At 37.5% G+C, this 13815-nt stretch carries 11 protein-coding genes; 4 read left to right on the top strand and 7 right to left on the bottom strand.

The window, feature by feature from the left end; translation table 11 throughout:
- Nucleotides 1-144: 144 nt before the first annotated feature.
- On the top strand, nt 145-1980 hold the full coding sequence (locus tag AC0L8O_RS01180; protein ID WP_473446264.1) for a dihydroorotate dehydrogenase: 1836 nt from the start codon (nt 145-147) through the stop codon (nt 1978-1980).
- A 77-nt stretch (nt 1981-2057) separates the two neighbouring features.
- On the opposite strand, the gene AC0L8O_RS01175 is transcribed toward AC0L8O_RS01180, so the two are convergent.
- From AC0L8O_RS01175 to AC0L8O_RS01165, 3 genes are all read right to left on the bottom strand, one after another.
- Nucleotides 2058-2315, bottom strand: coding sequence for a hypothetical protein (locus AC0L8O_RS01175; RefSeq protein WP_473446263.1), 258 nt, complete (start codon nt 2313-2315; stop codon nt 2058-2060).
- Between the two features lie 29 nt (nt 2316-2344).
- Nucleotides 2345-2845 carry a MerR family transcriptional regulator gene (locus AC0L8O_RS01170; protein ID WP_473446262.1) on the bottom strand — a complete coding sequence of 167 codons (501 nt, stop codon included), beginning with the start codon at nt 2843-2845 and terminating at the stop codon, nt 2345-2347.
- Between the two features lie 202 nt (nt 2846-3047).
- The gene (locus tag AC0L8O_RS01165) at nt 3048-6134 is read right to left on the bottom strand and encodes an efflux RND transporter permease subunit (RefSeq protein WP_473446261.1); all 3087 of its coding nucleotides are present in this window, start codon (nt 6132-6134) and stop codon (nt 3048-3050) included.
- A gap of 228 nt (nt 6135-6362) precedes the next feature.
- Between AC0L8O_RS01165 and AC0L8O_RS01160 the strand changes: the two genes are divergently transcribed.
- Both AC0L8O_RS01160 and AC0L8O_RS01155 read left to right on the top strand, forming a co-directional pair.
- Entirely contained in the window at nt 6363-7214 is an 852-nt protein-coding gene (locus AC0L8O_RS01160) for a TetR/AcrR family transcriptional regulator (protein WP_473446260.1), read from the top strand.
- A 365-nt stretch (nt 7215-7579) separates the two neighbouring features.
- Complete coding sequence (locus tag AC0L8O_RS01155) at nt 7580-8146, top strand: VanZ family protein (RefSeq protein WP_473446259.1); 567 nt, start codon at nt 7580-7582, stop codon at nt 8144-8146.
- 62 nt (nt 8147-8208) lie between these two features.
- On the opposite strand, the gene uidA is transcribed toward AC0L8O_RS01155, so the two are convergent.
- On the bottom strand, nt 8209-10017 hold the full coding sequence (gene uidA / locus AC0L8O_RS01150) for a beta-glucuronidase (RefSeq protein ID WP_473446258.1): 1809 nt from the start codon (nt 10015-10017) through the stop codon (nt 8209-8211).
- 114 nt (nt 10018-10131) lie between these two features.
- On the opposite strand from uidA, the gene AC0L8O_RS01145 reads away from it, so the two are divergent.
- Nucleotides 10132-11295 (top strand): helix-turn-helix domain-containing protein, encoded by a 1164-nt coding sequence (locus AC0L8O_RS01145; RefSeq protein WP_473446257.1) that lies wholly within the window; start codon nt 10132-10134, stop codon nt 11293-11295.
- 19 nt (nt 11296-11314) lie between these two features.
- On the opposite strand, the gene AC0L8O_RS01140 is transcribed toward AC0L8O_RS01145, so the two are convergent.
- The 3 genes from AC0L8O_RS01140 to AC0L8O_RS01130 form a co-directional block, all read right to left on the bottom strand.
- The gene (locus tag AC0L8O_RS01140) at nt 11315-12727 is read right to left on the bottom strand and encodes an MFS transporter (protein ID WP_473446255.1); all 1413 of its coding nucleotides are present in this window, start codon (nt 12725-12727) and stop codon (nt 11315-11317) included.
- Nucleotides 12728-12990: 263 nt separating this feature from the next.
- Nucleotides 12991-13419: an organic hydroperoxide resistance protein gene (locus AC0L8O_RS01135; RefSeq protein ID WP_473446254.1), complete on the bottom strand. Its 429-nt coding sequence runs from the start codon at nt 13417-13419 to the stop codon at nt 12991-12993.
- Nucleotides 13420-13620: 201 nt separating this feature from the next.
- Complete coding sequence (locus tag AC0L8O_RS01130; protein WP_473446253.1) at nt 13621-13785, bottom strand: hypothetical protein; 165 nt, start codon at nt 13783-13785, stop codon at nt 13621-13623.
- Nucleotides 13786-13815 lie beyond the last annotated feature (30 nt).

Raw genomic sequence — 13815 nt, 5'->3', positions numbered from 1 at the left:
AAAAATATCCATAAGCAAGAATGTTTGCAAAAACACTCCAATTAAAAGAAACCAACAGTTTATTCTTAGTAGATTTGCATGCTAGAATTGAAGATGTCAATGTGTATAAATGAAAAAATTAACTAGATTTAGAAGGTGCTGTTTATGCCGGACTGGTCTTATCATCCATTAAAAAAACTCTTACTCAATAAGCTGCATGCAAAAACAAGCCGGGAGTTTCTCCATAAATCAATGAGTACAATAGCATCCACTCCTGGAGGTAGGTCGGTTATTGGATTCTTGGGACATATGAACCCTCCACGGGAACTTCAAAAGAATATTTATCGCACAAAATTTTCTTCTCCTGTAGGGTTAAGTGGTCATATTGATCCAAATATGTCAGGTTTAAATACCTTTCAAGAATTAGGTTTCGGATTTTTAGAAATAGGACCCATTGTGTTATACGGACCTTCGGATAAAAATGAACCGAAGTGGAAAAAAGAAAAACTTCTGTTTTCAAATCAGCAGGAAAAGGTTCCTCTCAAACGGGTAATTAAAAAATTAACAAGACTGAATATCAGCATTCCAATAATTGCTAAAATAGATGCACAAGTTACTAGAAATGAGTGGGAGATCATTGTGCACCATTTAACGCCATATGTAGATGCATTTATTGGAACAACCGAGCAAATACACTCATCTATCACAAATAATAGGTCAAAGTGTTTGGATCGTTCTTTTTATGTGTCTTTTTCCCCTGATGAACTAAATCATATCAACATACAATTGAAAGATTTAACACAACATTCATGTATTGGTGGCGTAGTGATAAATGCACCACATCAAAATGACGGCAGCTATTGGTATGAAGCCACACATGCAAATGAGCTTTTAACAAAAACACTAAAACGGGTCAAAACTCTATTTCCTGATCTAATTGTCATAACCTCAGGTGGAGTGGAGACACCAGAAGATGCTTTTTCTTTAGTTCGTGCCGGTGCAGATTTGTTCATGTTAACAGATGGCTATGTAAAAGCTGGACCAGGGCTGCCGAAGCGAATCCATGAACGATTATTATATGAAGACATTCAACCAGAGAATAATCAAAACTGGTATTGGTCATTTCTATTTGGACTCTCCATCTTAATTGGAGGTATCATCGCCTTATATTTTGCCTTTACAAGTATTATCCTTCCTTATGATGAAGCCTTTATTGGACTGACTAAAGCAGAAATCTTACAAGTAAATCCACTTATCCTGGCGTTTATGTCCCACGATAGAATGGCGTTAGCCGGCACGATGATATCCGGCGGAATCATCTACATACAGCTTGCACGACATGGAATAAAATATAGTATGCATTGGGCTAAAATTACGTTTCATCGTGCAGCAATCATAGGTTTCCTTGGAATTTTCCTCTTTATCGGCTTTGGGTACTTTGATTGGCTACATGGTTTGTTTTGGCTTGTCTTATTACCTATCTATTATTTTAGCTACAAAGAAGGAAAAAAGATGACCGATTTCCCAGCTTCCAGTCATGGTAAGAATGATAGAACATGGAAACTCGGGCTTTATGGACAACTCATGTTTATTATTCTAGGCTTTTCGATCATTTTTGGAGGTATCGTTATTTCCATAATAGGTGTTACAAATGTGTTTATAACAACAGACGTAAGCTTCCTGTGTATGTCACCACAAATGATCGATACGTTAAGTAACAAATTAATTCCTGTTATCGCACATGACCGAGCTGGATTTGGAAGTGCATTAGTAAGTGTTGGTTTGCTTGTTTTAATGATCTCCTTATGGGGGTTCAGAAAAGGAGAGTCCTGGATTTGGAATACCCTTGCGATTGGAGCATTACCTGCATTTATAGCTGGTATTGGGACACATTTCTATATTGGTTATACAACCTTTATCCATTTACTTCCTGTTTACTTTTTAATCATCTTATATGTTACAGGTCTAGTATTATCTTACCCTTTCTTAAAGAAAAATTAAAAACTCCCCTTAAGATAAGCAGATGTTTAACCTATCCTAAGGGGTGCTTAACACTTTACGTATACCTTATTAACAATTCAAACGTCATTTTCATTATATAAAGCTTCCATCACTCTTCCTATTTCCAATAAGTAGGCTTCTTCTTTAGGTGTTAATAAAGTAGGAAACTGAAAATTCATGACATCTGATTCCATTGCTTCCTGTGCTTGTACAAGTTGATCTGCAAGTTCTTCTTTATTTTCGACATGTTTTGTTGCCAATTCAGTTAGTTTAACAAGTACATCAAATGCTTCTTTCGATTGTGGTGAAACTTCATCTTTCATCAATTTTTTCACCGTTGCCAACCAATCTAACATTTCAACATCTAATTGTTGACGATGTTTTTTGGGAAGAGAAAAAATTGATTCGCAATGTCTTCTGAAAAATACTCTTTTACCCATTCCATTTGGTCTTGTTCATGTTCCATCTGAAAAAGTAAAGAACTTAAAACCGTCCACGTGATCGACTTTCCATTTTCGATTAAAAATTTAACTCGCTCTACTGCTTCGATTGCACGATTTAACTCGTTTCTCTTTTCTGTCAAAAGATTATGCTGCAAGGGTAAAGATTTATTCAGTTGAGTAACAGCATCCGTATCATTTTCAATTAATGTTTTTATTTCCTGTAATGAATATCCTAAAAATTTTAGAGACTGAATTTGTTGCAGTTTCGCTAATTCAGTCAATCCGTATAACCTGTGACCAGAGCTGTTTTGTTGTGCTGGTTCCAATACTCCGATTTCTTCATAAAAACGTAAAGTTCGTACCGTGATCCTTGCTCGTTTTCCAAACTCACTAATCGTAAAAAACGGTTCTTGATTAACCATTATTCGTCATCCCTCCATAAATTTAGGTTAGCATATGACGTAACGGAGGGCGCAAGACAAAAACAAATTGGGCGTATAAAATTCCACTCATAAGTTGAAAGCCCCTCACAACCTATCCGCATTAGATTCATGAATAATGTAACATTTTGTCTATATATTAAAACCCTCAATCCAAAGATTGAGGGTTCTTGTCATTCAAAGATTAATTTTCTTCTACTTCTTTACGATTTTTCTTCAACATTTTTGAAAGTACCTCATATACAATCGGTACAATGACTAATGTTAAAATGGTTGACGATGTTAGACCACCAATTACTGTGATGGCTAATCCTTTAGATATTAGGGCAGATCCTGCACCTTCAAATACCATTGGAACCATCGCGCCAATCGTAGCAATAGCTGTCATTAAGATTGGACGAAGTCTTGTCGCTCCTGCTTCAATAATCGCATCACGTAATGACATTCCATCGCGTTCCATATGAATAATTCGGTCCACAAGGACAATCGCGTTTGTCACAACGATACCAATTAACATAAGTAACCCCATCATAACCGATACAGAAATTGTTTCACCGGCAATCCATAGACCTACAAATGAACCAATTACGGCAAATGGTAATGAGAATAGAATCGCAAATGGTGCTAATCCTTCTCCAAATGTGACAACCAGGATAAAGTAAACAATGAGAATTGCTGCAATCATTGCGATACCTAGTTGTGTAAATGTTTCTTGCATGTCAGCCGCAACACCAGCGACTCCAGTTTCTACACCTTTAGGTAAATTCAAATCATTAATCTTCTCATCTGCTTCAGTTGTTGCCGTAGAAACATCTTCAGTCGTTACTGTACCAGAAACAGTTGCATAGAATTCCCCTTTACTACGGGATAGTGTGTTATAAGTCGTACCCTCTTCTGTTTTAACTAGCTCAGATAAAGGCATTGTGGAGCCTGTAGCAGTAGGGATTTCTGTTTCAAGTAATTCATCAATTGATGTTGCATCCATTTTTTCTTCGCGTTGGACGATAACATCTATTTCTTCTCCGTCATTTTCCACTGTTGTTAACACTTCTTCAGAGCCTGTAGCTGATAATGCCCCAACGATTTGCCCAGTTGTTAAACCATATTGCATAATATCCTCGTGATCTATTTTCAGCACATGCTCAACATATGGATTTTCCATATCAGATTCTACATCTTCAAGGTTTTCTACCTCTTTCAATGCGCCCTCTACTTGGTTAACCGCCTTATTTAAATCATCTAAGTCTTCACTATACAGTGTATAGCTTACTTCGTTTGATGCCATTCCTCCGCCCATCATGTCCTGGGATTTCCATTCACCTGATTGGTCAATGTTAAAGACATACTCTTCAACTTCTTCTTTCACATCGGAGAAATTTTCCGTATCTTCATTAAAGAACAGATACATTAATGCCCCGTTTCCTCCACCCATCATCATCATGGATGCGTCTGCACTATCACTATTGTTAAATGATAATTGAACAGTCTCCAGATCCTCACGGTTCATTAATTCTTTTTCGACTTCTTCAAGATTTTTTAACGTTTCATCTTCAAGTTCACCTGTAGCTGGTGTATAAGTCAAATACATTACTTTTTCTTCTTCAGACCCCATAAAACTGAAACCGATTAGAGGAGTCAGCGCAAGTGAGCCAACTAATAATACGATCGCAATAATGGATGTAATGATTTTATGATTGAGTACTTTTTCTAAAACACCTTTATACCAAGTTGCAATTCTTCCAACCTCTTTATGCTTCGATGCTTGTTTCTCTCCATATAATTTCTTACGGAATAAGAAGTGTGAGAGCGCCGGCACAATGGTAATCGCAACAAGTAATGATGCACCAAGAGCAAATGTCATTGTTAAAGCAAATGGTCTAAATAACTCACCAACCATCCCGCCCACTAACATAAGTGGTGCGAATACCGCAACAGTTACAAGTGTGGAAGAAAGAATTGGTTTAAACATCTCAATTGTTGCTTCACGAATCAACGCACGTCCTCGAAGCTTCTCTTCTTCAAGGTGCATCCTTCTATATATATTTTCCACTACAACAATCGAGTCATCGATAACCCGTCCAATCGCAACCGTAATTGCACCCAATGTCATAATGTTTAATGTTATATCAAGCCAATTTAACAATAAAAATGCCATAAAGATGGAAACTGGAATTGATATGATGGAAATAATCGTTGATTTGATATCACGAAGGAATAAAAGAATAATGATGATCGCGAACAAACCACCGAATAATGCTTTTTCTACCATCGTGAAAACGGAATCTTCAATTGGTTCCGCTTGGTCTAATGTAACATCGATAACTAAACCATCTATGTCCTCTTCTTGTTCTGCTATTAAATCTTTCACAGCATTCACAACGTCTACTGTGTTTGCCTGTTGTCCTTTTGTTATTTGGACAGAAATGGCTTCTTCCCCATTTGTACGCGAAATAGATTGTACCTTACCAACTGTTTCTATCTTTGCAATATCCCCTAATTTTACAAACGGATTTGGATTTTTCTCTGATGGTGTAACAGGAATTAATAGTTCTTTTAATTGCTCAACCGTTTTAATATCACCATCAATAGAAAGAGCTTGTTCACCTTCTTTATATTCCTGCAGGCCTAGAGATAGAGCCATATCACTTGCTTGGACCATTTGCTTAACAGTATCCTCAGTTAAGCCTAACTCTTCCATTTTTGCATGGTCGTAAGTGAATTGAACTTCCTCAAGATGTTGGCCGGTAATCGTTGTAGATCCAACCCCATCTATTTTTTCAATTTCCGGTAAGATTGTTTCTTCAACGTTTGTAGATAAGTCAACAATATCACCTTCTGTGCTGCTGATAGATAATGCAACAACTGGCATCATATTCATACTAAGAGCCATTATTGTTGGTTCTTCAGCATCTTCCGGTAATGAAATATTATCAATGGCTGCTTCAAGTTCACGTTTTTTCTCACCCATATCTACGCCATATTCATACTCAATCTGGACTTGAGCCACGTTTGCTGAGGAATTTGAATAAACAGCCGCAACATCTTCAAGTCCCTCTATATTCTGTTCCATAGGCATCGATATTTCATCCATTACTTGCTCAGCCGTTGCCCCTGGATAAACCCCCATCACAATTAAATACGGAATGGATACATCCGGTATACTTTCCATTTTCATTTTTGTCCCGGAATATAAACCTGCAACAGTTATAATGATCGTTAATAACCATACAGCAAGTTTATTTTTCAGAACGAAGTTGACTAAACTTTTCAAAAATGACACCTTCCTCTTCCTTTTGATTAAGGTTGATTACTCTGATATAATGTAAATGCTAATGACCGGTTAGTCACAATAAACTTAATATAACTGACCAGCCAGTCATCCGTCAATTTTTTTGTTAGGCCATTTGTCATTATTTACGGCTATGATTAACAAAAGTTTCACATTTATTCCTTATTCGTTATAATATAAGTTCGAAATTGGGATCCGGGGGTTATTTTTATGAAAGCGAAAGATATGCAAATTATAGAAGTTGGGATGAGACTTTTTGCAAGTAAGGGATTTTCTGCAACCTCCGTTCAAGAGATTGCTTCAGAAAGCGGCATTTCCAAAGGTGCTTTTTACTTACACTTTAAATCAAAAGATGATCTATTGTTAGCCATACTACAACATCATTTTGATATGATTCATAAAGCATTTTCCGAAGTAACAAAAGACATTCAAAATCCTCGCGATAAGTTAATCCGGGAACAAATGGCTCTGTATTCACATTTTATTACCCATCGGGAACTTCTCGTCATGCTGGCTAAAGAGCAGGCTATCCCAAGAAATGACACGATTAAACAACTTCTATTTGAAAAGCAGATGGAATCACATCAGCATTATCGTAAAAGAATCATTGAGATTTACGGACCGGAAGTTGAGCCGTTCTCATGGGATATTACCATTATCCTTGAAGGAATAGTTAAATCGTATATGGGTGTTCTATTGTTTTCAACACATGATTTTGATTTGAAAAGCCTGACTGAATTTTTGCATAATAGGCTGGACAGTATCGTAAAAGACATTCATAAAGACAAACCCTTCTTAACAAAGGATAAAGCAGAATCCATTTTGGCTAATTTTTTATTCTCTGATCATCCCTCCATGTCAAATGTACTGAAGAATCTTGAAGAAGAAATAGAAAAACTAGGGTCAGATGAATTAGTCATTACTTTTCAAGTATTAAAAGAGGAAATTGGCAAGGAAAAACCGAGATTACCAGTTATTCATGGTATGTTATCAAATTTCGATGGTTATCCAACTCTTGATTCATATCGATCGTTTATTTTAGAATATTACTCAACCAAATAAACTTACTCGTCCTCGTTTGACTGTACTGGTCATAGTGATCTCGTTCACTATGCACATAGTTACGGTCTATTTTTATTGGTATTGACTCTATGAAATACAGATTTATCCCCTAGCACCTCTCGTTAAACCCTTCAAATGAGGCCTTCCTGATAAGAGTTCCTTTGTTATTAAAAAACTTAGCACATTAAAATTCTCTTCTTAGCTGAATGGATACTTTTTAAGGAATTTATACTAGAAGATTCATAATTCCTTGCACATTTCTTAATAAAAACTTAAAAATCATTGACTATACTGTAAACATTCCAGAACGTAATACATTCTGCTCACATATAGATTTTAAAAAATTTACATTTGGAGGAAAAATAGTGGAAGATTCAATTATGTTTACAATTCAGTCGTGGTATATCCTTGTCCCAACTTTTATTGGTATCTTACTATTTATGATGTTTGAAACGTTTCTTAGAAATAAAAACAGCTTGGGGCAATTTCTTCTTTTAACATCCTTTTATCTTTATTTTTTATGTGTGGTACATTTCGTTTTCTTCCCTATAGATGTAAATATAGGAAAATACGCAAATCTAACTCCCTGGTATATGTCTATTAATTTTATTCCACTAGTAACAATTGATCTCAAAACATTTCTACTAAATATCATCATGATGGTCCCGTTTGGCATGTACCTGCCCTTACTTAATAAAAAATATCATTCACTGAAAAAGATTGCCTATCATGGATTATTGATTAGCTTGTCTTTTGAAATGATTCAAGCAGTCGTTAAAGCAACGCTAGGAAATGGTAGAAGTTCCGATATTAATGACCTTATTGCAAATACACTGGGTGCTGTGGTAGGTTACTTCTTATTTAAAAAAGTAACGAAGGTAGCTGCGCTAAAGGGTTTAGTTAATAAGGTAAGTCTAGTTAAGGAAGCTTAAAAGAGGAGCATATAAAAACCACACATCTTTCAAAGATGTGTGGCCACTTCAAATTTATTAAATTAGATCTGCTGTTCTTTAATTTTTTTATATCCAAATTCGGGTATACTTTTCCAGCGTTTACGTAAATCATGTGCGACAGCCTTCGGTTTACGGTCACGGGTGAAGATGCCTTTCTTGTTCCCCTGTACACGCATAATTCCTTGGCTTGTTGCAAAGTCAGCAAAGTTCCACACTTGTTCACCAATGAATTCATCATATTCATCAAAGATTTCATGGTTGACACGATAGTATTCCACCTGGAACTCTTCTGTGAACATGACAGGATCTACGTCATGCATGCCGGCTACTGTGTCAGCCCCATATTCAGTGAACATGATCGGTTTGCCTGGACAGCGTTTTTTCCAGCCGTCAAATTCCTTACGGATATTCTGACGAACCATATCCCATTCCCCGCTATCAACATACCAGCCATAATAACGGTTCAGTGCGAGTACATCAACAAGTTCAGCGATTTTGTCTGTTTCAGGATTCGACCATTGATGTGTAACAATTGTTACCGGACGCTTTTGCGGATCCAGCTCTTTTGTAAGCTTCACTAATGGTTCAAAGTATTCGCGTGCGCCTTCTTCTTCTGAAGCCGGTTCGTTCGCTATAGACCACATAACAACACTTGGGTGATTTTTATCCCTTTCTACAAGCTCTCGAATCACTTGTTCATGTGCTTCTCTCGTACCAATATGTTCCCATGTATTACGCTTTTCTCTTTCACCGAACAATGTAGCTGCGAAGTTTAAATGAACGCCGACCGCAGGGGTTTCATCAATGACGACAATTCCTTCTCTGTCTGCAAGGCGCATTATTTCTTCTGAATACGGATAATGGGCAGTGCGGAACGAATTGGCGCCAATCCATTTTATTAAGTTAAAATCGAGCACATTTGCTGCTTCATTAAAGCCTCGTCCATGAATAGGTGTGTCTTCATGCTTGCCAAATCCTTTAAAGTAAAACGGCTTTTCATTTATTAAAAATTGACCGCCCCTTACCGCAACGGTACGAACTCCAAATGACTGATCATATATATCTACGGCTTTACCATCTTGTAAAAGCTCCACACGCAATGTATATAAGTAAGCATGTAACGGCTCCCAGTATCTAACATCCGGAATTGTAACAGAGCCTTCCAAATCAGCTGCTTCAGCCACAATCTGAGCGTCTTCATCCAGGACCTTTACACTAACTTCAGCTTCGCCCTCTACTTCGACTTTGTACTGAATAATACCGTCAAGTTCGGTTACAACCGTAATATCTTTTACATATATGTTTGGTGTTGTATAGATTTTTACCGGGCGGTGAATGCCGGCGTAGTTGAAGAAGTCAAAGTTTGGATTGTTTTTCGCCCTTTTTCCAATGCCGTCAACTTCTACTTCTGAGTAAAAACCAACTGGAAGGGTTGATTCATCGACAATATTATTCACTGCAACTGTCAGACGGTTTTGTCCTTTTTGCAAAAAACGGTTAATTTCTGCCTCAAACGGTGTAAAACCACCAGTATGCTCTACAGCAAGTTCTCCATTTACATAAACTTTCGCTTTATGTGTTGCAGAACCAAAGCGGAGTACAATGCGCTCAGAAGTTAAAATAGCCGGTACAGTTACCTCTCTCTCATACCAGACCCAGCCGATATGGTTCCTTATATCTGCTGTAAGTCCTGTATCGTTGAAAGATGATGGAACAGACATGCTCATTGTATTTGTCAAAGGTTTAGAATACCAATTTTCGTCAAAGCCATTCCCTTTATCAAGCTTAAAATTCCAGATTCCATTTAAGTCAATCACTGTACGTGTATCTGTTAAAATCGGATATAACATTTAAGTGCACCTCTCTTTTGTAAGTGTTTACAGATACTATTATAAGGCGTATAATGATGTGGAAAAATAACTTTTTTTGCACTTATTGAACTTTTTTAACCAGGAGTTGATAAAATGGGTGACTCTTTTCAATTATCTTCGTCCATTATGTCCTTTTTCCAATTAACAAATATGAATATATACGCTTTTGAAGCTGCAGGTTCAATGATTACCCTTCATGCTCCACATTCCATTCCTGATCATCTGAACAAAGCAGCATTCAATGCTCTTATTAGAGTTGTCCATCAGCAGCCTACTATTTGTCATTTCTGGCATCACGATCAGATCGTATATATGGGAGGTGCATATGAATCGGACACAGCAGTTATTGCCGGACCTTTCTTAACACAGCTTCCACATGAACAAACAGGCTCACTGAATGAACATACATTACGGAACCTCCCAATTTTAAACCAAGCTGCCCAACACAGTGCAGCAAGTCTGCTCATGCATCTAAAACAAATGGAAGCCGTTTCGATTTCGTCAATTGAAGCAACAGAGTCCTCTTCTTCCCATTCAAAAACTCGTGAAGAAGAAGCTGACCATTCGATTATTCATCTGCGATATAAGATTAATAATGATATGATCCATGCAATTGAAACAGGAGATGCTGAGTCACTTGAAATGCTGAATAAAAAAACCGGAAATTTATTTGACTTTTCGTCCCGTTTTCCCAATAAACCGCTCAGGGCCATTAAAAACAGCTTAATTATTTTAAATACGACCTTCAGGCTGGCAGCGGAACGCGGTGGAGTTCCACCTATACTGCTGCATTATCTATCTGAAAAATTTGCAATCTCTATTGAGAGAATAAACAGCGTTCATTCTCTGAACAAGCTACAGGAAACAATGGGAAATGAATATTGTCACCTTGTCCGTCAAAATCAATTAAACGGCTACACCATGCTGATTAAAGAAGCTGTTCGCTATTTTCATAGCCATTTTACGGAACCATTTGATGCCGTGAGACTTGCAGACGAATTAGGAGTTCATCCTTCACATCTTGCACGCCAATTCAAAAAAGAAACCGGGTCTACAATGAGTCACTTTGTCCATCAGCTCCGTATTCAAAAAGCAAAGCGGCTTTTGAAGAAAGATAATGCTTCTATTGAACACATTACAGGTAAATGCGGATTTGAAGACGCTGCCTATTTTATCCGTGTGTTTAAAAAATTCACCGGCATGCCACCAGGCAAATGGAGGTCGTATGGAAGTGACAAAACAGAGGTGTCTCAATGAGAGAGACACCTCTGTTTGATTAATCTTGATTTATTCGTTTTTCAGCCAAATCAACTGCCAGCTGATTTGTTTTTTGTTTATTCAGAGGATACAAGAAAACAAGAATAAGGAAAATCAACCCGTAAATGATAGATGGCACGAGCGTGGCGAGTGAGTGAATCCCATTTAACGCTTCCTGTGTCTGGTCAGCACGCGCTGCATCGTACCCGACTGCTGCAACAGCAAAGCCTCCTACACCGCCTGCGATTGCCTGGCCAATTTTCCGTGCCATAGAATAGACAGAGTAAACGGTTGCATCTTCTCGTAAACCGGTTACATATTCATGATAATCAATGACGTCTGTCACAAACGCCCAAATAACAAGGTTGAAAAAGGCAAAACCAAACATTCCGACTGCCGAGAAAGCCACAAATTCAATCGCAGATAAATCTTTCAAGTAGTACAAGACAAAATATACAAATGCAGCAAGTCCCATTCCGATCGCTGCTGTTTCTTTTTTACCTAGTTTCTTAACCATCGGTTTTACAAGTGGAATCGCAATGAAAACTGCTCCAGTCTGAACCAGTCCAATCATACTCAACGCTGTGGCATTACCGAAATAATCCTTAAATAAATACACATTTACTGCATTAATCAGCATTGTGTTGACCATAAAAATCAAGGAAGCAAGTAAAATCCAGATTAACGGCTTATTCTTAAGCATCCCTTTCATTGTTACTTTCATACTGCCCTTTTGCTGATTCGGATCCTTTGCAACAAGGCGCTCTGTTGACAGCTTGTAACATCCAAAGTAGCAAGTAATAGCAAGTATGCCAAACAGCACTGCAAGCATTAACATACGGTCTGCGTTGATCTCGTTATCCACGAATACAACGAGTGGACCAAGTACATTAATAACCAAGGCAGCCAACATCGCTCCCATTGTTCTCCACGTTGAGAGAGTAGTCCGTTCAACCGGATTGTCTGTAATAACAGATGCCATCGATCCATACGGAATGTTCACTGTACTGTAAAGCGTCCCCCATACAATATAGGTGACAAATGCCCATGCGAGATAAAATCCGTCAGACATACCGGGAATTTGAACAAACATAAGCACACCTGTTAATACAAGTGGAAATGACATTCGCAAAATCCATGGTCTGAACTTCCCCTGTGCGGTTGGTTTTCTTGTATCAATAAAACGACCCCAGGCAAAATCAGCGACCGCGTCCCATAAGCGAGCTACAAGGAATAACATTCCTACAAGTGCTGCACTAATATGAAAAATGTCTGTATAAAAAACCATTAAAAAAGCACTAACAAGCATAAAGAAGAAATCATTTCCAAGATCCCCAAGCAAATAGCCAATCTTATCCTTCACACCAAAAGGAGCATTTTCATTTTTTTCTCCGCTTGGAAGCGGGGTGTATTCCTGCTTTGCTTCTTCCATATCTTTGACCTCCATCTTCTTGTAGTAACTCTTTCATCACGCGTATATGAAAGTGTTTTCATTCTTTAATTATAGATTTTTAGCAAGAGATAAAAAGGACGATTCTTGCATTTTTTGTATAAAACTAGCACCTGATAGAAAATTTGAGCACAAAAAAAGGTTTCCTAAAAGGAAAACCTCATTTTACACAAACTCTAGCTTATTTTAATTGAACGTTTTAATGATGTTGATTTAGTATATTTTTATCTCCTACAAATCCAAAGTTAAATTGCTTCACATTCTAAACGAACTTCGATATTTCCTTTTGTGGCTTTTGAATATGGACAAAAGCCGTGAGCTTTATGAACAAGTTCTTCAAGGGTGTCTTGTTCAATCCCGGTTCCCTTTACATGAAGTGTCACACCTAGTTTAAACCCTTGGTCAATTTCATCTTTAAGTAGACTGACATGAGCAGTTACTTCCGACTCGAATGTAATATGTTGTTTACGTGAAATCATTTGTAAAGCACTGTCAAAACAAGCAGCATAGCCTGCAGCAAATAATTGTTCAGGATTGGTTGCTTCCGGATTTGACTTCGCACGTGGCGTCCCCGGCATAGCCACTTCTAAGTTTAAGTTTCCACCTTTAGATTGAACACGTCCTTCTCTTCCGCCTACTGCAGAAACACTTGAAGTAAATAAAACATTTGACATATATAACACTCCTCTATAAAAGTATATTTTTTAAAATTTAATTTTACACAACTAAATAACTTGTAAATTCATTCTAAAATACACCAAATAAATTGTCAACAATTATATTGTGCGCAATATAATATACAAGAAAAGCATATGATGCCCTTCTCCCTAAGAAACCGCTAAATACAGGCATTTTCAGCATGTGTATATCCATCTCTATTTTTTGTTCTTTTCCCTGACAGATAAAATTTGTGCTTCTGCTCCATATTCAATCCGAATCGTTTTCCTTGCATCAACTGATGTTTTTGCAGTGACTGCTTCCCTTCGCACCTCTCCTCTTACTTCCATTTCGACTACAAAGCATTTTGAACCGCATCTCATGTGGAACCTCCTCATTACTATCGTTTTCAA

The sequence above is a fragment of the Metabacillus sp. KJ11-3 genome, assembly GCF_055808295.1.
The sequence above is the reverse complement of the archived record's forward strand: the minus strand, read 5'-3'. Positions and strand labels throughout refer to the sequence as shown.